This is a genomic window from Lysobacter yananisis (assembly GCF_031199375.1).
Classification (GTDB): domain Bacteria; phylum Pseudomonadota; class Gammaproteobacteria; order Xanthomonadales; family Xanthomonadaceae; genus Lysobacter; species Lysobacter yananisis.
Genome location: NZ_CP133568.1, coordinates 5,489,128 through 5,507,426, shown reverse-complemented (window position 1 = coordinate 5,507,426; position 18,299 = coordinate 5,489,128). Strand labels below are relative to the sequence as shown.

General features: G+C 69.9%; 19 protein-coding genes and 1 pseudogene. 14 read left to right on the top strand and 6 right to left on the bottom strand.

All coding sequences use genetic code 11. The features are described 5' to 3' along the window. Positions 1–10 precede the first annotated feature (10 nt). The 10 genes from hisC (at position 11) to RDV84_RS22535 (ending at position 8,713) form a co-directional block, all read left to right on the top strand. Positions 11–1,135, top strand: a complete 1,125-nt coding sequence (hisC, locus tag RDV84_RS22580) for a histidinol-phosphate transaminase (RefSeq protein WP_309151686.1) — start codon at positions 11–13, stop codon at positions 1,133–1,135. After that, positions 1,132–2,265, top strand: a complete 1,134-nt coding sequence (gene hisB / locus RDV84_RS22575) for a bifunctional histidinol-phosphatase/imidazoleglycerol-phosphate dehydratase HisB (RefSeq protein ID WP_057947129.1) — start codon at positions 1,132–1,134, stop codon at positions 2,263–2,265. Before hisC ends, hisB begins: the two co-directional genes overlap by 4 nt. Next, positions 2,265–2,873 (top strand): imidazole glycerol phosphate synthase subunit HisH, encoded by a 609-nt coding sequence (gene hisH / locus RDV84_RS22570; RefSeq protein ID WP_309151685.1) that lies wholly within the window; start codon positions 2,265–2,267, stop codon positions 2,871–2,873. Before hisB ends, hisH begins: the two co-directional genes overlap by 1 nt. Positions 2,874–2,875: 2 nt before the next feature. Continuing rightward, positions 2,876–3,625 (top strand): 1-(5-phosphoribosyl)-5-[(5-phosphoribosylamino)methylideneamino]imidazole-4-carboxamide isomerase, encoded by a 750-nt coding sequence (hisA, locus tag RDV84_RS22565; RefSeq protein WP_057947131.1) that lies wholly within the window; start codon positions 2,876–2,878, stop codon positions 3,623–3,625. Continuing rightward, positions 3,619–4,410 carry an imidazole glycerol phosphate synthase subunit HisF gene (gene hisF, locus RDV84_RS22560; RefSeq protein WP_231783974.1) on the top strand — a complete coding sequence of 264 codons (792 nt, stop codon included), beginning with the start codon at positions 3,619–3,621 and terminating at the stop codon, positions 4,408–4,410. The genes hisA and hisF overlap by 7 nt, the downstream gene beginning before the upstream one ends. Further along, positions 4,410–5,063 (top strand): bifunctional phosphoribosyl-AMP cyclohydrolase/phosphoribosyl-ATP diphosphatase HisIE, encoded by a 654-nt coding sequence (gene hisIE / locus RDV84_RS22555; protein ID WP_309151684.1) that lies wholly within the window; start codon positions 4,410–4,412, stop codon positions 5,061–5,063. The genes hisF and hisIE overlap by 1 nt, the downstream gene beginning before the upstream one ends. Before the next feature lie 267 nt (positions 5,064–5,330). After that, complete coding sequence (locus RDV84_RS22550; RefSeq protein WP_309151682.1) at positions 5,331–6,977, top strand: calcineurin-like phosphoesterase C-terminal domain-containing protein; 1,647 nt, start codon at positions 5,331–5,333, stop codon at positions 6,975–6,977. Next, positions 6,974–7,567, top strand: coding sequence for a YdeI/OmpD-associated family protein (locus RDV84_RS22545; RefSeq protein WP_309151681.1), 594 nt, complete (start codon positions 6,974–6,976; stop codon positions 7,565–7,567). The genes RDV84_RS22550 and RDV84_RS22545 overlap by 4 nt, the downstream gene beginning before the upstream one ends. A gap of 468 nt (positions 7,568–8,035) precedes the next feature. Next, positions 8,036–8,488, top strand: coding sequence for a type II 3-dehydroquinate dehydratase (locus RDV84_RS22540; protein ID WP_078998019.1), 453 nt, complete (start codon positions 8,036–8,038; stop codon positions 8,486–8,488). A gap of 12 nt (positions 8,489–8,500) precedes the next feature. Continuing rightward, complete coding sequence (locus RDV84_RS22535) at positions 8,501–8,713, top strand: hypothetical protein (RefSeq protein ID WP_057947136.1); 213 nt, start codon at positions 8,501–8,503, stop codon at positions 8,711–8,713. Positions 8,714–9,024: 311 nt separating this feature from the next. On the opposite strand, the gene mtnC is transcribed toward RDV84_RS22535, so the two are convergent. The 3 genes from mtnC to RDV84_RS22520 all read right to left on the bottom strand — a co-directional run bounded on the left by mtnC (position 9,025) and on the right by RDV84_RS22520 (position 11,031). Beyond that, the gene (gene mtnC / locus RDV84_RS22530; protein ID WP_309151680.1) at positions 9,025–9,720 is read right to left on the bottom strand and encodes an acireductone synthase; all 696 of its coding nucleotides are present in this window, start codon (positions 9,718–9,720) and stop codon (positions 9,025–9,027) included. Between the two features lie 118 nt (positions 9,721–9,838). Beyond that, positions 9,839–10,396, bottom strand: a complete 558-nt coding sequence (locus RDV84_RS22525; protein WP_309151679.1) for a 1,2-dihydroxy-3-keto-5-methylthiopentene dioxygenase — start codon at positions 10,394–10,396, stop codon at positions 9,839–9,841. After that, positions 10,393–11,031, bottom strand: a complete 639-nt coding sequence (locus tag RDV84_RS22520; RefSeq protein WP_057947139.1) for a methylthioribulose 1-phosphate dehydratase — start codon at positions 11,029–11,031, stop codon at positions 10,393–10,395. Before RDV84_RS22520 ends, RDV84_RS22525 begins: the two co-directional genes overlap by 4 nt. Between RDV84_RS22520 and RDV84_RS27405 the strand changes: the two are divergent. Further along, positions 11,030–11,191, top strand: a pseudogene (locus RDV84_RS27405) (DUF6053 domain-containing protein); the annotation flags it as partial. The gene RDV84_RS22520 and the pseudogene RDV84_RS27405 overlap by 2 nt on opposite strands. Before the next feature lie 73 nt (positions 11,192–11,264). Here RDV84_RS27405 and RDV84_RS22515 read toward each other — a convergent pair. Together RDV84_RS22515 and RDV84_RS22510 are read right to left on the bottom strand one after the other, a co-directional pair. Continuing rightward, positions 11,265–12,695, bottom strand: coding sequence for an amino acid permease (locus RDV84_RS22515; protein WP_057947140.1), 1,431 nt, complete (start codon positions 12,693–12,695; stop codon positions 11,265–11,267). 276 nt (positions 12,696–12,971) lie between these two features. Further along, a complete protein-coding gene (locus RDV84_RS22510; RefSeq protein ID WP_057947141.1) occupies positions 12,972–14,453 on the bottom strand; it encodes an amino acid permease in 1,482 nt (493 codons plus the stop codon). 185 nt (positions 14,454–14,638) lie between these two features. Between RDV84_RS22510 and RDV84_RS22505 the strand changes: the two genes are divergently transcribed. The 3 genes from RDV84_RS22505 to RDV84_RS22495 all read left to right on the top strand — a co-directional run bounded on the left by RDV84_RS22505 (position 14,639) and on the right by RDV84_RS22495 (position 17,229). Continuing rightward, on the top strand, positions 14,639–15,244 hold the full coding sequence (locus RDV84_RS22505; protein WP_309151678.1) for an NUDIX hydrolase: 606 nt from the start codon (positions 14,639–14,641) through the stop codon (positions 15,242–15,244). Between the two features lie 162 nt (positions 15,245–15,406). Beyond that, positions 15,407–16,687, top strand: coding sequence for an esterase/lipase family protein (locus RDV84_RS22500; RefSeq protein WP_309151677.1), 1,281 nt, complete (start codon positions 15,407–15,409; stop codon positions 16,685–16,687). Continuing rightward, on the top strand, positions 16,684–17,229 hold the full coding sequence (locus RDV84_RS22495; protein ID WP_309151676.1) for a demethoxyubiquinone hydroxylase family protein: 546 nt from the start codon (positions 16,684–16,686) through the stop codon (positions 17,227–17,229). The genes RDV84_RS22500 and RDV84_RS22495 overlap by 4 nt, the downstream gene beginning before the upstream one ends. 289 nt (positions 17,230–17,518) lie before the next feature. Here RDV84_RS22495 and RDV84_RS22490 read toward each other — a convergent pair whose 3' ends face one another. Beyond that, on the bottom strand, positions 17,519–18,286 hold the full coding sequence (locus tag RDV84_RS22490; RefSeq protein WP_078997987.1) for a class I SAM-dependent methyltransferase: 768 nt from the start codon (positions 18,284–18,286) through the stop codon (positions 17,519–17,521). Between the last annotated feature and the right edge of the window lie 13 nt (positions 18,287–18,299).

The window sequence follows — 18,299 nt, the reverse complement described above, 5'->3', positions numbered from 1 at the left end:
CGGCCCGACCATGTCCCAGACCCGCGACGACAATCCCCTCGACCTGTTGCGCGAAGACCTGCGCGATTTCGCCGGCTACAAGTCGGCGCGCAGCGACAAGCGCAGCGGCCGGGTCTGGCTCAACGCCAACGAAGCGGCCTGGCCGAGCGTGGCCGACTGCGACGGCGCGGTGCGCCGCTATCCCGATCCGCAGCCGCCGGCGCTGCGCGAGGCGCTGGCGCGGCTGTACGGCTGCGCGCCGGAGCAGTTGCTGGCCGGGCGCGGCAGCGACGAGGGCATCGACCTGCTGGTGCGCGCGTTCTGCCGCCCCGGCGGCGACGCCATCGTGATCGCGCCGCCGACCTTCGGCATGTACGCGGTCAGCGCGCGCCTGCACGGTGCGCGCGTGGTCGAGGTGCCGTTGCGCGACTGCGCCGAAGGCTTCGTCTGCGATTTCGACGCGTTGGCCGAAGCCGCCGAGCGCGAGGCGGCCAAGCTGGTGTTCGTGTGTTCGCCGGGTAATCCCTCCGGCACCTTGTTGCCGCTGGCGTCGATCGACGCGTTGGCGCAGCGCCTGAGCGGCCGCGCCATCGTCGTGGTCGACGAGGCCTACATCGAATTCGCCGACGGCGAATCGGCGGTGAGCCTGTTGCGGCGCCGGCGCAACGTCGCGGTGCTGCGCACCCTGTCCAAGGCCCACGCGCTGGCCGCCGCGCGCATCGGCAGCACCATCGCCGACGCCGGGGTGATCGCCGCGCTGCAGCGCTGCCAGGCGCCGTATCCGCTGCCCACGCCGTGCGTCAACTTGACCCTGCGCGCGCTCGGCGAGGTGCCGGGCAATACCACCAAGGCGCGCGTGGCCACCGCCATGTGCGAACGCGACACGTTGTTCCAGGCCTTGCAGGGCCTGCCCGGCGTGCGCCGGGTGTATCCCTCGCAGGCCAATTTCCTGCTGCTGCGCTTCGACGACGCCCAGGCCGCGCTCGACGCCCTGCTCGACGCCGGCGTGGTGGTGCGCGACTTCCGCCACGCGCCGCGGCTGGACGATGCGCTGCGCATCAGCCTGGGCACGCCGGAGCAGAACGCGGCGGTGATCGAAGTGCTGGGCCGCGCCTTGCGCGCGTCGGCGGCGGTCGCGACCGGAGCGGCGGCATGAGCGCGCTCAAGCCGGTCTTGTTCGTCGACCGCGACGGCACCCTGATCGAGGAGCCGGCCGACTTCCAGATCGACAGCTACGCCAAGCTGCGCTTCGTGCGCGGGGTGATCCCGGCGCTGCTGAAACTGCGCGACGCCGGCTATGAATTCGTCATGGTCACCAACCAGGACGGCTTGGGCACCGAGTCGTTCCCGCGCTGGGCCTTCGACGGCCCGCACCAGCTGATGATGCAGGTGTTCGAAAGCCAGGGCATCGCGTTCCGCGACGTGCTGATCGACACCAGCTTCGCGGCCGAGAACCTGCCCACGCGCAAGCCCGGCATCGGCCTGGCGCTGCCGCTGCTGAAGGATCGCGGCATCGACTGGGAACGCTCGGCCATGGTCGGCGACCGCGAGACCGACAACGGCTTCGCCGCCAACCTCGGCATCCGCGCGTTCCAGCTGCGCACCGCCGAGTTCGGCGGCGAGTGGGACTGGGCCGGCATCGCCCACGTCCTGGCCGATCGTCCGCGCACCGCGCGGGTCGCGCGCAACACCAAGGAAACCCGGATCGAGGTGAAGGTCGATCTGGACCGCGCCGCCGAACCCAAGGTCGCGACCGGCCTGGGCTTCTTCGACCACATGCTCGAGCAGCTCGGCAAGCACGGCGGCTTCGCCCTGGAGCTGCGCTGCGAGGGCGACCTGCACATCGACGAGCACCACACCATCGAGGACAGCGCGCTGGCGCTGGGGCAGGCGCTGCGCGAAGCGCTCGGCGACAAGCGCGGCATCGGCCGCTACGGGTTCGAGCCGCGCGCCGCTGGCGGCGACGGATCCGCGCCGCCAGCGCACGAATTCGTGCTGCCGATGGACGAGACTCTGGCGCGCGCCGCGCTGGATTTCTCCGGCCGTCCGTACTTCGTCTTCGCCGGCAGCTTCGCCCGCGACAGGGTCGGCGACTTCCCGACCGAACTGCTGGCGCATTTCTTCCGCTCGTTGTGCGAAACCGCCGGGCTCAATCTCAACCTGAACGTGGAAGGTGATAACGATCACCACAAGATAGAGGCTTGTTTCAAGGCCGTCGCGCGCGCGCTGCGCCAGGCCATCGCCCGTCAAGGGCGCGAACTCCCGAGTACGAAGGGAGTTCTGTGATGACGGTTGTAGCTGTCGTCGATTCGGGTGGGGGGAACATCGGCTCGGTGCGTTATGCATTGGAGCGGCTGGGTGCGCGGTCGGTATTGACCGCGGACCCTGCAACGATCGCCTCAGCCGATCGCGTGATCCTGCCAGGCGTGGGCGCCGCCGCCCCCGCGATGGCGCGTCTGCGCGAACTCGACCTGGTCGCCACGATCCGCCGCTTGCAGCAGCCGCTGCTCGGGATCTGCCTGGGCATGCAGCTGTTGTACGAGTCCTCGGAGGAGGGCGAGGTCGAATGCCTCGGGCTCCTTCCGGGCCGTATCACCAAGCTGCCCCCCGGACCAGGAGTACGAGTGCCTCATATGGGATGGAATCTCCTTCAGAAGCATGAATCGAACGCCGGCGCGCGTTTGCTGGCCGGCATCGGCGAGCGCGACCAGGCCTATTTCGTGCACAGCTACGCCGCCCCCGTCACCGCCGACACCCTGGCCAGCGCCAGCTACGGCCGCCGCTTCACCGCGGTCGCCGGGCGCGGACGCTGCTTCGGCGCCCAGTTCCACCCGGAGCGCTCGGCCGCGGTCGGCTCGCGCCTGCTCGCCAACTTCCTGGCGCTGGAGGCATGAACATGGGCAACAGCACCCTCTACCCCGCGATCGACGTTCGCGACGGGCGCGTCGTGCGCCTGCACCAGGGCGACTACGCCCAGGAAACCCGCTACGAGACCGAACCGCTGGCGCTGGCCACGCGCTACGCCGAGGCCGGCGCCAAGTGGCTGCACCTGATCGACCTCGACGCGGCGCGCTACGGCGGCTACACCCTGGCGCCGCTGCTGCGCGCGATCACCACCTCCAGCTGGATGCGCGTGCAGACCGGCGGCGGCGTGCGCAGCGAGGCCGACGTGGAAGCCATCCTCGACGCCGGCGCCGACCGGGTCGTGGTCGGCTCGCTCGCGGTCAAGGACCCGGACCTGGTGATCGCCTGGCTCAAGCGCTTCGGTTCCGAGCGCATCACCATCGCCCTGGACGTGCGCCAGAACGAGCGCGGCGAATGGGAACTGCCGGTCGCCGGCTGGACCCAGGACAGCGGCGTGCGCCTGGAACCGTTGCTGGAGCGCTACGCCCAGGCCGGCCTGCGCCACCTGCTGTGCACCGACGTCTCCCGCGACGGCACCATGGCCGGGCCGAACCTGGACCTGTACAAGCACATCCGCGAGATCGCGCCGGACGTGCAGCTGCAGGCCTCCGGCGGCATCCGCGACATCGCCGACATCGTCGCCGCCGACAGCATCGGCTGTTCCGGCGCGGTGCTCGGCAAGGCGCTGATCGAGGGCCGCTTCCAACTCACCGATGCCTTGAAGCAGGTACGCCGTTGCTGAACTCCACGCTCCTGAGCCGCCGCATCGTGCCCTGCCTCGACGTCCGCGACGGACGCGTGGTCAAGGGCGTGCGCTTCCGCGACCACGTCGACATGGGCGACATCGTCGAACTGGCGCTGCGCTACCGCGACGAAGGCGCCGACGAGCTGGTGTTCTACGACATCGCCGCCAGCCCGCAGGGGCGCAGCGTGGATCGCGATTGGGTCGAGCGGGTCTCGCGCGCGATCGACATCCCGTTCTGCGTGGCCGGCGGCATCCGCTCGGTCGCCGACGCGCGCGGCGTGCTCAACGCCGGCGCGGACAAGATCTCGATCAACACGCCCGCGCTGGAGCGGCCTGAGCTGATAAGCGAAATCGCCGCCGAATTCGGCGTGCAGTGCGTGGTGGTCGGGATCGACAGCCTGCGCGATCCCGACGGCCAGTGGCGGGTGCGCCAATACACCGGCGACCCTTCGCGCACCCAGGCCTTGCCCAAGCGCACGCTGGATTGGGTGGTCGAGGCGCAACGCCTGGGCGCGGGCGAAATCGTGCTCAACTGCATGGGCAGCGACGGCGTGCGCAGCGGCTACGACATCGAGCAACTGCGCGCGGTGCGCGCGATCTGCGAGGTGCCGCTGGTCGCCTCCGGCGGCGCCGGCGCGATCGAACACTTCGGCGACGTGTTCCTGCGGGCCGACGTCGACGCGGCGCTGGCGGCGAGCGTGTTCCACTCCGGCAGCATCCGCATTCCCGCGCTCAAGCGCGCGCTGAGCGGGCAGGGCGTGCCGGTGCGCGAGCTGCACTGATGGACGCGACGCTGAGCCCGCAACAGATCGACGCGCTGGACTGGGACAAGCAGGACGGCCTGTTGCCGGCCGTGGTCCAGGACGCGGCCAACCTGCGCGTGCTGATGCTCGGCTACATGGACCGCGCCGCGCTGGACGCGACCCTGGCCAGCGGCCACGTCACCTTCTTCAGTCGCAGCAAGCAACGGCTGTGGACCAAGGGCGAGAGCTCGGGCCACTTCCTCGACCTGGTCTCGATCGAGACCGACTGCGACCGCGACACCTTGCTGGTGCGCGCGCTGCCGCACGGGCCGACCTGCCACCTCGGCCGCGACAGCTGCTTCCCTTCCGCGCCCGGCGACGGCCTGGCGTTCCTCGCCGAACTCGACGCGCTGGTCGCGACCCGCGAGCGCGAACGCCCGGCCGGCAGCTACACCACCGGCCTGTTCGAACGCGGCGTGCGCGCGATCGCGCAGAAGGTCGGCGAGGAAGGCGTGGAGACCGCGCTGGCGGCGGTGGCCCAGGACGAGGCCGCGTTGGCCGGCGAGGCGGCCGATCTGCTGTTCCATCTGCAGGTACTGCTGCGCGCGCGCGGCCTGTCGCTGAGCGACGCGGTGGCGGTGCTGCAGCAGCGCCACGGCAAGCCGCATCGCGGGTTCAAGCCGGCCGAGTAGCTTGTCGCGGCTGCGGTTTTCGTCGCGGCTGCCGTTGCGCGGTCGCGGCTTGCGCCGCTCCTACAGCTAGCCCATGCCGCAGCCGAAGCCCCCTGTAGGAGCGGCGCAAGCCGCGACCGCGTCAACGCGACCACGACGAAACCGGCCGACGCCCGCGCCGCCCTGACGCCTCATCGCGGACAGCCACCGACCCGATTGCGCCAGCCCCGCCCGGGCGGCTCCCCCGCGCCCGCCGCATAATGCCGGCTTCGTTCCGGAGACCGTTTCATGCGCCTGCGCGTCTGCATGCTCGCCCTGTCCCTGTCCGTCGCGATGCCGTCGGCGTTGGCCCAGTCGTTGCCCGCGCCGTGCGAAGGCGGCACGGTGTTCGAGGACCGCAACGGCAACGGCCGCCGCGATCCGGGCGAGCCCGGATTGGCCGGCCAGCGCGTCTCCGACGGCCGCGGCATCGTCCTGACCGACGCCCAGGGCCGCTACACCCTGCCGCTGCGCGAACGCGGCAGCCAGTTCGTGATCAAGCCGGCCGGCTATCGCCTGGCCGCGCGCGCCGACAGCGGCCTGCCGGACTACTGGCTCAACACGACCCTCGGCGAGGGGCCGGCGCTGAAGTACGGCGGCATGCCGCAGGCCGCGCCGACCTGCCGCGATTACCCGTTGATTCCCGAACCGCGCAAGCCGCGCGGCGGCGAGCTCGACGTGCTGGTGTTCGCCGACCCGCAGACCAAGAGCGCGACCGACGTCGGCTACTACCGCCGCAGCATCGTCGAACCGCTGCGGGCGCAGCGCAAAGGCCGCGCGCCGCTGGCCGACCTCGGCCTGACCCTGGGCGACCTGACCCACGACGACTTGTCGCTGTACCCGCGGATCAACGCCGTCACCGCGAGCCTCGGCGTGCCGTGGCTGCACGCGCCCGGCAACCACGATCTCGACTTCGACGCCAAGGACGACGAGGACTCGCTGCTGAGCTACCGCCACGTCTACGGCCCCGACACCTACGCCTGGGAAGAGGCGCAGGCGAACTTCGTGGTGCTCGACGACGTGGTCTATCGGCCCGGCTCCAAGCCCGAGTACATCGGCGGGCTGCGGCCGGACCAGTTCGCGTTCCTCGAAGCCTACCTGGCCGCCGCCGACAAGCGCCGGTTGCTGGTGCTGGCGATGCACATCCCGCTGTTCGACGCCGCGCCGGGCCGGGAAAGCTTCCGCCACGCCGACCGCGAGCGCCTGTTCGGCCTGCTGCGCGAGTTCCCGCACGTGCTGGTGCTCAGCGGCCACAGCCACGCCCAGCGCCACGTCTATCACAATGGCGACAGCGGCTGGCGCGGCGCCGCGCCGCTGCACGAGTACAACGTCGGCGCGGCCTGCGGCGCGTTCTGGTCCGGGATCAAGGACGCGCAGGGCCTGCCCGACGCGACCATGAGCGACGGCACGCCCAACGGCTACGCGCGCCTGCGCGTGCGCGCCGATGCCGGCTACGCGCTGAGCTGGCACCCGGCGCCGTCGGCGGGCCGCGCGCTCGGCACGGCCGCGGTCGCCAACGACTACCTGCGGCTGTATGCGCCCAAGGCGCTGCGCCAGGGCTCGTATCCGATCCGCGATGTCTACGCCAACGTGTTCATGGGCCGCGACGACAGCCGCGTGGAGTACCGCATCGACGGCGGCGATTGGAAGCCGATGCGCCGCGTGGCTCAGCCCGATCCGGCGCTGCTGGCCGAGAACGCGCGCGACGACGCGGCCGCGCAGCTGCGCGCTTACGACCGCTCCGCGACCGCCACGCCGACCCCGCACCTGTGGAGCGCGCTGCTGCCGACCGACCTGGCCGTCGGCGAGCACGCGGTCGAGGTGCGGGCGTTCGACGCCTGGCAGGGCGAGCAGCGCCTGGGCACCGCCTACCGCCTGCTGGACGCCGCGCCATGAGCGCCAAGCCGACCGGGCCGGCCGACGACCTGCCGGTGATCGCGTTCGACGACGCGGCCGCATTCGAGCGCTGGTTGGAAACGCCGCCGGCCAAGCGCGGCTTGTGGCTGAAGATCGCCAAGAAGGGCAAGGGCGCGGTCACCGTCGACTACGCGCAGGCGCTGGACGTGGCGCTGTGCCACGGCTGGATCGACGGACAGAAGCGCAGCCTGGACGAAGTCTATTTCCTGCAGCGCTTCGTGCCGCGGCGGCCGCGCAGCCTGTGGTCGCAGATCAACATCGGCAAGTGCGAGGCGCTGATCGCGCAGGGACGCATGCGGCCGGGCGGGCAACGCGAGATCGACGCCGCCCGCGCCGACGGGCGCTGGGCCGCGGCGTACGCGTCGTCGAGCAAGATCGAGGTGCCGCAGGACCTGGCCGCGGCGTTGGCGAAGTCGCCGAAGGCGCGCGAGTTCTTCGAAGGACTGGACGCGGGCAATCGCTACGCGGTGCTGTGGCGGGTGCACACAGCGAAGAAGGCCGAAACGCGCGCGGCGCGGATCGCGAAGCTGGTGGAGATGTTGGTGCGGGGCGAGAAGATCCACGGTTGAAAGCGACGTTCGGCCGTACGCCCGATCTCCATGCTCCGTCATTCCGGCGAAAGCCGGAATCCATTTTGCTGTTGCGCTGGTTCGATTCTCGCAAGCGATGCGCTTGTCCGCTGGCGATGCTGGGCAAGAGCAAAATGGATTCCGGCTTTCGCCGGAATGACGAGGGGGAGGGTGTCGTAGCCGAAGTGCGGGACGTTGTCCGTATCCACATGCGCATGCGTGTCCGTGCCCGAGTCTGTGTCCGAGTCCGAGTCCGAGTCCGAGTTTGAATTCAAGTTTGAATTCGAGTCCGCGGCAGCCGGAAATGATCGCCACACGACACCGACCGCCGCTCCATACGCCGTCCCCGCAACGAGAATTGACGCGCGCTTTACGCGCCCGCCGGTCGCGCCGCATAGCGCCTTTATGCCGCGCGTTCCTACAGTGATGACCACGGCGCACCGTCCCGCGTGCGCAGCGAGTCCGAACGTGTCGATCCTGATCCTGCGCGGCCCCCACACCGATGCCGCCGTCGATTCGATGGTCCCGCCGCTGGCCGGCGAAGTGCGCGCGACCCTGGTCGAGCGCGCCGCCGGCGCCGGCAAGGCGCTGGCGCTGCGCAGCTGCCGCAGCGAGAGCGAACTGGTCGAATGCCTGCGCAACATGCGCGCGGCCAACGCCGAGCTGCTGTTGCTCGACCCGGGCGCCTGCCTGCCGGCCAGCGCGGAACTGCGCGGCGCGCTGGAACAGCTGACGGTGCCGTACATCGAAGTCCACGACGACGACACCAATGCGCTGGAGCCGAGCCTGGCGCCCGGCTGCGGCCGTCGCCTGCGCCTGGTCCACGGCTATTCGGCGCAGAGCTACACCCTGGCGCTGTCGATCGCGCTGGAGCACCTGGGCTGCGCCGAAAGCGGCAACGACATCCACGTCGGCACCTGAGCCGGCGCGGCCATGGACACGCACTACTGCTACTTCGCCGACTACGAGATCCTGGTCGGCGGGCGTTTCATCGTCTGGGGCCAGGCCACGCTGGACTATGCGCCGGACGCGCCCGGACACTTCGACCCGGCCGAACTGCTGGACCGCATCCGTCGCCAGGCCGCGCACGCGCACGGCGTGGAGCGCGATGAAGTGCGGGTCCGCAACTTGAGCCGCCTGCTGTAGACCCGCGTGGCTTGATCGGCGGTGTTTGGCTCAGCGCCCGATGACCGAGCGTTGCGGGTCTCGCACGCGATTGCAGTCGCGGCGTGGTTGCCTTTTCGCAGTCGCGGCTCGCGCCGCTCCTACATGAGCTACCTGTAGGAGCGGCGCGAGCCGCGACCGCGACACTGCATTTGCGACGAAGTCGGCGGTGGCCTGCGCAGGGCCCGGCAACCGCGGGTCGCAGGTTTCTCGCGCGATGGCAGCAGCGGCGTGGTTGTCTTTTCGCGGTCGCGGCTCGCGCCGTTCCTACAGACAGCCCATGCGCCGGCGCGTCAGAGCTCGATCTGGTCGAACGAGGTCGCGCGCGGGTGGTCGTGGGTGGCGTCGCCTTCGCGCGGTTGCGGGTAGTCTTCGCGGCGGTCGATCAGCACGGTCTCCAGGCCGGCCTCGCGCGCGGCGTCGAGTTCTTCGACCACGTCGGACAGGAACAGGATCTCGTCGCCCGCCAGGCCGATGCTCTCGCGGATGCGCTCGTAGCTGGCCGCCTCGCGCTTGCCGCCGACTTCGGTGTCGAAGAAGCCGGAGAACAGCTCGGTCAGGTCGCCGGCGTCGCTGTGGCCGAACAGCAGGCGCTGCGCGGGCACGCTGCCGGAGGAATAGACGTACAGGCGCAGGCCGGCGTCCTTCCACTGGCGCAGCGCCGGCGCGGCGTCGGGGTACATGTGCGAGGTGAAGTCGGCGCTCTTGTAGCCGTCGGCCCAGATCATGCCCTGCAGGGCCTTGAGCGCGGTGTGCTTGCGGTCTTCGTCGATCCAGCCCTGCAGCACCTCGACGATGACCGAGTCCTGGCACACGCCGCCGTGCTCCATCGCTACCGCGTCCAGCCACTTGCGTACGTTCGGCTCGCGCCCGCGCGCGGCGACGAAGCCCGGCAGGGCGCGGCGCGCGTAAGGGAACAGCACGTCCTTGACGAAGGAAATGCTGCTGGTGGTGCCTTCGATGTCGGTGAGGATGGCGCGGATAGGCATGGGGCGAGAAGTGAGCGTAGAGGAGTGAGGAGTGAGCGGAAGCGGCTGGCGAAGCGGGGGCGAACGAGAGCAGGGGAGCTTTCGCTCACTCCTCACTCCTCTACGCTCACTCCTTGCTTCAACCCGCCTGGCCGCGCTCGAACCGCGGAAACTGCTGGGCGATGTCGGTGCCGGTGAAGTAGCCGACCCAGCCGTCCGGCTCGGTGAAGAAGCGGATCGCGACGAAGCTGGGCTCCGGGCCCATGTCGAACCAGTGCAGGGTGCTGTCGGGCACCGAGATCAGGTCGCCCTGTTCGCACTTGATCTCGTAGACGTTCGGTTCGACGTGCAGGGTGAACAGGCCCGAGCCGGCGACGAAGAAACGCACTTCGTCTTCCTTGTGGTAGTGCTCGTCGAGGAACTTGCCGCGCATGGTCTCGCGCTGCGGGTTGTCCGGGGCGATGCTGACCACGTCGACGGTCTTGAACCCGCGCTCGACGGTGATGCGGTCGATGTCGGCGCGATAGGCGTCCATGATCGTCTCCGGCGTGTCGCCCGGCTTGACCGGCTTGGACGCCTGCCACTGCTCGAAGCCGACGCCGATCTTGGCCAGTTCGCGCGCGATCTCGCCCTGGTCGCTGGTGCTCAGCTTCGGCGCGTCGGGCTGGTCTTCGCGGAAAATACGCAAGCGGCTCATCGGCGCAGTCTCCTCAGTTCGAGTTCGCAGCCCAGCAGGAATTCGAACGCCTCCAGGTGGCGCCGGGCCTCGCCCATGTCGCGGCCCCAGGCGTACAGGCCGTGGCCGTCGATCAGGTAGCCCCACAGGGTCTGCTGGTCCAGGGTCGCGTCGACCTGGGCGGCCAGGGTCGGCATGTCCTGGGTGTTGGGATAGACCGGCAGGTCCAGCTCGGTGTCGTGGGTGGTGGTGCCGGCGAAGGCCTTGAGCAGCTCGTAGCCTTCCAGGTGCACGTGGCCCTGGCCGGCGTACAGGCGCGATGCCACGGTCTGGGTCTGCGAATGGGTGTGCAGGACGCAGCCGATCTCGGGGTAGCGCTTGTACAGCTGGGTGTGCAGCAGGGTCTCGGCGGACGGGCGGTGGCTGGTGGCGACCGGGGCGCCGTCGAGGTCGACGACCATGATGTCGTCTTCGGTCAGCCGGCCCTTGTCGCGGCCGGAGACGGTGATGGCCACGTGCTGGCCGTCGATGCGGCGCGAGAAGTTGCTGCTGGTGGCCGGGGTCCAGCCGCGCTGGGCCAGCTCGCGCACATTGACGATGATCTCGCCGGCGCAATGCGCCAGGCGCTGCGGATCGTAGGGCAGGGGGCTGTTCATGCCCGCCAGTTTAGCGCCCGGATGTGGCGGTTGCCTCGTTTTTGCCATAACGCAGCGTTATGGCGGCAGGCCTGCTCTTGTGGGAGGGCCTTCAGGCCCGATGCTTTTGTCTCAGGTCGCGGCGATCCGGCCGGACAGCGTCGGGCCTGAAGGCCCTCCCACAAGAGCCGCCCTACAAAAACCAAAGGCCGGCCCTGGGAGTCCCGGGGCCGGCCTCGTGGGGGCGTCCGCAATCAGCGCGACTTGCGCAGGAAGCTGTGGCGGAAACCGTAGGCGAAATAGATCGCGAAACCGATCCCGGTCCACACCGCCATCAGCATCCAGTTGTGCGCGCTCATCGTCGACAGCAGCACCAGGCAGCTGAGGATGCCGCTGATGCAGATCGGCCACGCGAACGGGATCCGGAACGGCCGCGGCAGGTCGGGCTGGGTGCGGCGCAGGATCAGCACGCCCAGGCAGACCGAGGCGAACGCGATCAGGGTGCCCATCGAGGTCATGTCGCCGAGGATGTCGAGCGGGAACAGCGCCGCGAGCAGGGCGATGCCGATGCCGGTGATCACGGTGTTGATGTGCGGGGTGCGGTACTTGGGATGGATCTTGGTGAACACCGGCGGCAGCAGGCCGTCGCGGGCCATGATCATGAAGATGCGCGGCTGGCCGATGATCATCACCAGCACCACCGACGACAGCCCGACCAGGGCGCCGACCTCGACCACGATGCGCAGCCAGTTCAGCGCCGGATGCGCGGCGATCGCGGTCACCACCGGCTCGTCGGTGCCCAGGGTGTAGTACGGCGCCAGGCCGGTCATCACCGCGGCCATGCCGATGTACAGCACCGTGCAGATCGCCAGCGACGCCATCATGCCGATCGGCATGTCCTTCTGCGGCTTGTGCGATTCCTGCGCCGCCACCGACACCGCCTCGAAGCCGATGTAGGCGAAGAACACCATCGAGGCGCCGCGCAGCACGCCTTCCCAGCCGTACTTGCCGTGGCCCTGCGATTCGGGGATGAACGGCTGCCACAGGTCCGGGTTCACGTACTTCCAGCCGACCGCGATCACCAGCACGATCAGGCCCGACTTGAGCACCACCATCGCCATGTTCATGGCCGAGGACTTGCGGATGCCGACGTAGCACAGCCAGGTCAGCAACAGCACGATCGCCGCCGCCGGCAGGTTGGCGATGGCGCCGGTCGGGCGCAGCTTGGCGTCCAGCGGCGCCTGCACCAGCGCCGCGGGCAGCGTTATGTCGAAGTGTTGCAACAGACTGAGGAAGTAGCCGGTCCAACTGACCGCCACCGCCGAGGCCGATACGCCGTATTCCAATATCAGCATCCAGCCGATGAACCACGCGGCCAGTTCGCCGAGGGTGGCGTAGGTGTAGGTGTAGGCGCTGCCGGAGACCGGCACCATCGCCGCGAATTCGGCGTAGGCCAGCGCGCAGAAGGTGCAGCAGATCGCCGCGAGCACGAACGACAGCATGATCGCCGGCCCCGCGTGCTCGGCCGCGGCCTTGCCGGTGATCACGAAGATGCCGCCGCCGATGACCGCGCCGATGCCCAGCGCGGTCAGGCCCCAGGGGCCGAGGGTGCGGTGCAGGCTCAGCCCTTCGGCCTCGGTGTGGGCGGCGTGCGGGTGTTTGGTCGCCCGGAGTTGTTCCAGCATGGTGGTTCGTCCTGGTGTTGCGTCTGTCCGCGCGCTGCGTCTGTCCGATCCGTCATTCCCGCGAAAGCGGGCTCTGCTTTATTTCGGCGAAGCCGAACATCCAGGGCTTCACCGATGCAAGACTCCGAAGTCTCCGGATTCCCGCTTTCGCGGGAATGACGACTTCAAAGAACGACGCACTCGGATTCGCGGTCGCTGCGGTGGAAACGTCGCTGCATAAAAAGGAAAAAGGCCGGCGGGATGTCCCGCCGGCCTCGAATCATGGATGCGCCGGGCTCAGGCCTTGCCGCCCGCCGCCTTGCGCAGCTTGCTGTTGTGGTAGCCGTAGCCGAAGTAGATCAGCATGCCGATCGCGGTCCAGCCGGTCATCAGGTGCCAATGCTCGGAGAACGGCTTCCAGAACAGGTACAGACACGCGGCGGCGCCGAGCGGGCAGACCACGACGGCCAGCGGCACGCGGAACGGACGCGGCAGGTCGGGGCGGGTGTTGCGCAGGATCAGCACGCCGACGCAGACCGTGGCGAACGCCAGCAGGGTGCCCATCGACACCAGTTCGCCGAGCAGGTTGATCGGAAACAGGCCGGCCAGGATGCAGGCGAACACGCCGACGATGATCGTGCCCACGTACGGGGTCTGGAACTTCGGATGCACCTTGGCGAAGAACTGCGGCAGCAGGCCGTCTTTCGCCATCGAATAGAAGATGCGCGGCTGGCCCATCAGCATGACCAGGATCACCGAGCTGAGGCCGGCGATGGCGCCGATTTCGACCACCAGCTTCAGCCAGCCCAGCGCCGGATAGGCTTCCAGCGCGGTCGCGACCGGCTTGGGCGTGCTCAGCATGTGGTACGGCAGCAGGCCGGTCAGCACGCCGGAGACGATGATGTAGATGATGGTGCAGATCACCAGCGAGCCGAGGATGCCGATCGGCATGTCGCGCTGCGGGTTCTTGGCTTCGCCGGCGGCGGTGGAGACCGCGTCGAAACCGATGTAGGCGAAGAACACCACCGAGGCGCCGCGGATCACGCCGTCGATGCCGTACTTGCCGGGCCCCTGGCTTTCCGGAATGAACGGCACCCAGTTGTCCGGGTTGACGTACTTGGCGGCGAAAGCGACGAACAAGGTGATCACCACGACCTTGATCGCGACGATGATCGTGTTGATGAAGGCCGACTGGGTGATGCCGACGTAGCACAGGCCGCTGAGCGCGGCGACGATGACCACCGCCGGCAGATTGACCAGGCCGCCGGTGTAGACGAACGCGCCGTCGACCATGTTGAGCGGCGCGGCCGACAGCGACGCCGGCAGGCCGACGCCGAAGGTGGTCAGCAGGCTGTTGAGGTAGCCCGACCAGCCCACCGCGACGGTGGAGGCGGCGAACAGGTATTCCAGCACCAGGTTCCAGCCGATGAACCAGGCGACGAACTCGCCGAGCGTGGCATAAGAATAGGAGTAGGCGCTGCCCGACACCGGCAGCATCGCCGAGAACTCGGCGTAGCACAGGCCCGCCAGCGCGCAGGCGATGCCGGCGACGACGAAGCTCAGCACGATCGCCGGGCCGGCGTGCTCGGCCGCGGCGTGGCCGGAGAGGACGAAGATGCCGGCGCCGATGACCGCGCCGATGCCCAGCATCACCAATTGGGTCGCGGTCAGAGACCGTTTCAGCGTTGCCTCGCCCTGGAGGCTGCCCTCTACGGGCTCGCCGGCGTCCACATGGCCGGCGGGTGCTACCGGCTTGGTGATGAACAGGCCTCTCGACATCGAACTCCCCTCTCTCTCGTAAGAAGTGATCTGTGCCCGTCGTTCTGGCGACGACGATGACTCGCACCCGGAGCGGGGCGGCGGGCCACCTTAACTCAGGGTGTAAATAAGCGGCAAGCGCACACGGTCATGGTCCCGGCGGCGATAATCCCGGCTCCCCGTTCCTGAATCGCCAGCCCCTCTCCATGCCAGCGCAACGCCCCGACGCCATCGCCGAACTTCGTTCCACACTGAGCGACTATGCCCGGCGCTGGCCGGAAGAAGCCGGACATACGGCGCCGTTCCTGGAACTGTTGGCCGAGACCGACGCGGCGCGTGGTGCGCTGCAGCACGACGCTGGCGTATGGCCGGACCCGTTCCGGCGCGAGCGCCTGGCCGGCCACTTCACCGGCAGCGCGTGGCTGGTCGACCGCGCCGGCGCGCGCGTGTTGCTGACCCACCACCGCAAGCTCGGCCGCTGGCTGCAGCTCGGCGGCCACGCCGACGGCGACCGCGACCTGGCCGCGGTCGCGCTGAAGGAAGCCGAAGAGGAATCCGGGCTCACCGGCCTCAGCGTGGAGCCGGAGCTGTTCGACCTCGACCGCCACTGGATTCCCGAGCGCGGCGACGTGCCCGGCCATTGGCATTACGACCTGCGCTATGTGGTGCGCGCGGGCGACAGCGAAGCGTTCGTGGTCGGCGAAGAATCGCTGGCGCTGGCCTGGCGCGAGATCGACGCGGTGCTGGCCGATCCGGACAGCGACGACTCGATGCGGCGGCTGGCGCGCAAGTGGCTGGCGCGCGGCGGCTGAGCGCGGTCTGCGCACGCGGTTGCCCGCGCGGCGGCGCCTCGGTGCGGGTGCCGGCGGTCGACTCGCCGGGCTGCGACGCAGCCTTCGGCGCTTGCGCGGCCTGCGCCTGCGATGCGCAGGCAACTGCGCTACGCTGAGCCCCTCATCCGCCCGCGCCGCCGCATGTCGACCAAACGCTCGGCCCCGAACGACACCGGCTACGGCGGCGATTTGCGCGGCATCGGCCGCCTCACCATCGACGCGATCACCGGCGTCGCCGATCTGGTCGAATCCGTCCACGCCACCATCGCCGCTTTGCCCGGCCCGTTCGGCGCGCCGGTCTACGACCCGACCCGCGGCCTGACCGGGCAGGTGTATCGCGGCGTGCGCGGCGTCGCCCGTCTGGTCGGCGGCGCGCTGGACCTGGGACTGGCGCAGGTCGCGCCGTGGCTGGACCGGATCGAATCGTTGCCGCAACGCGACGCGGCGATCAGCGCGCTCAACGGCGTGCTCGGCGATCACCTCGACGAAACCGGCAACCCGCTGGCCATCGGCATGCGCCTGTGCAGCGGCGGCCGGCCGTTGCCGTCGGGCCGCAAGGCCTTGGGCGCGGCGCTGCCGCAGGCCGGCGGCAAGTTGGTCGTATTCGTCCACGGCCTGTGCATGAACGACCGGCAGTGGCGCTGGAACGGCCACGATTACGGCGCCGAGCTGGCGCGCGACGCGGGTTGGACGCCGGTCTATCTGCGCTACAACAGCGGCCGCCACATTTCGTTCAACGGCCGCGATTTCTCCGCCCGGCTGGAACGCTTGCTGCGCGATTGGCCGGTGCCGGTGGAACGCCTGGCGATCGTCTGCCACAGCATGGGCGGCCTGGTCGCGCGCAGCGCCTGCCACGCCGCCGCGCAGGCGCGGCATGGCTGGATCGACAAGCTCGACAGCCTGGTGTTTCTCGGCACGCCGCATCAGGGCGCGCCGCTGGAACGCGCCGGCAGCTGGTTCGACACGGTGATCCAACTGAGCCCGTACACCGCGCCGTTCGCGCGCCTCGGCAAGATCCGCAGCGCCGGCATCCAGGACCTGCGCCACGGCAACCTGCTCGATTCAGACTGGCGCGCGCACGCCGACCGCAAGCGCGCCGGCGCCGACGCGCGCGCCGACACCCGCACGCCGGTGCCGTTGCCCAAGGGCGTGCGCAGCTACGCGATCGCGGTGTCGACCGACGCCCGGCGCGCGCGCGACGAGGGCGATCAGCGCCGCGACGACCCGCCGTCGGGCGACGGGCTGGTGCCGGTCGCCAGCGCGCTGGGCCGGCACCGCAATCCCGCGTTCGACCTGCGCATTCCCGCGTCGCGGCAATGGCTGGGCTACGGCCTGCATCATCTGGACTTGCTCGGCGATGCGCAGGTGTATGCGCAGCTGCGGCGCTGGCTGAAGCCCGCGCGGCGCTCGCGCACGCCATGAGCGCCATCGCGCAAGCTGCGGGCAGCGACACCGATCTCGGCAGCCGCATCCTCAAGGTCAACCACGCCGGCGAACACGGCGCGGTCAACATCTACGCCGGCCAGATCCGCATGGCCCGGCTCACCGCGCCGCATCTGCTGCAAGAACTGGGCGCGTTCCGCGCCGACGAACAACGCCACCGCGCGCTGTTCCGGGCCGAACTCGAACGCCGCGGCCGCGCGCGCTGCGGCAGCTATGGGCTATGCGGCCTAGGCGGCTACGCTCTGGGCCTGATCACCGGCCTGTTCGGCGCCCGCGCCATCGCCGCGACCACGGTCGCGGTGGAGTGGGTGGTGCTGCGTCATCTGGCCCATCAGCTGGACCTGCTGAAAGGCCGCGACCCGGCGGCGGTTGCGGCGATTTCCGCGATCCTCGACGAAGAACGCGAACATCACGACACCTCGGCGGGGCACCTGCACGAGGACCGCTTCTGGTCGCGGTTGCTCTCGCCGGTGGTGTCGGCTTCGACCGAGACGGTGATCTGGCTGGGGATGAAGCTGTAGCGCGGCGGAACCGACGCCGTGCCGGGCGAGTTCGCGGTCGCGGCTCGCGCCGCTCCTACAGGAAGCAGCGCGACATCCGCAGCCCCCTGTCGCAGCGGCGCGAGCCGCGACCGCGCCAATGCAACCACGAAGCACCGTCCACCGCGCCGCGCAACCACGGGCGAAGAAACGCAGCTTTCGCAGACGACGTGGCCGCCTACGCCCCCAGTAGCAGCGGCGCGAGCCGCGACCGCGCCAACGCAACGACGACGCGCCGTTCACCGTGCCGCGCGACCGCAGACAACACGACTTACCCGAGCTTGCGCAGCAAAACACTCCGCCAAGGCCGCCGTTCGCTATCGATGAAGCTTTCCCACTCGACCGCAAACCCGGCGCGCCGCAAGCGCTCGTCCATCGCCGCCGCCGGCCAGCGCACCACCCGGTAGTCGCCCGCGTCGCCTTCCCACTCGTCGCCGTCGCCGAGCATGTGCGACAGCAGTGCGACGCCCTGCGCCGTCAGCGCCCGCGCCAGCTTTCGCAGCGCCTCATCGAGCTGGTCGCGTTCGAAGTGCTGCACCACGTACAGCAGCAAGATCCCGTCGTAAGTTCCCTCGATCTCGTCGCTCAGCAGATCCAGCGGATACGCCTGCTTGCCGCGTTCGATCTGAAACCGCACGAACGCTGCGGTGACATCGGTGCGCCGCACCTGCGCGCCCAGGGTTTCGAGAAAATCGGCGTCCCAGCCCGGCCCCGAGCCAATCTCGAGCACTCGCGCCGGCGGCGCCAGCGAGGCGGCGAAGCGGCGCAAATCCGCGGCCGCCTGCGGCGATGGCGTGGCCGGCACCGCGGCGGCGTAGCCGCGCGCATAGCCTTCGTAAGCGGCGACGGTGCGGCGGTTGTTGCGATGGTCGGCGTCGGTCATCGGCGGGCTCCGGCTAAGGCTGGCGACACCGTAGCAAAGCGGCGGCGCTGGATCGCCACCGCTCGTCCGCGACGCCGCGCGCGGCGTCCGCCGAGCGTGTTCGTAGTGCGCCGCGCCGGCGCGCCGCGCGCCGGCCGGCATCGTGCGCGCGGCCACCGGCCCGCTGGGC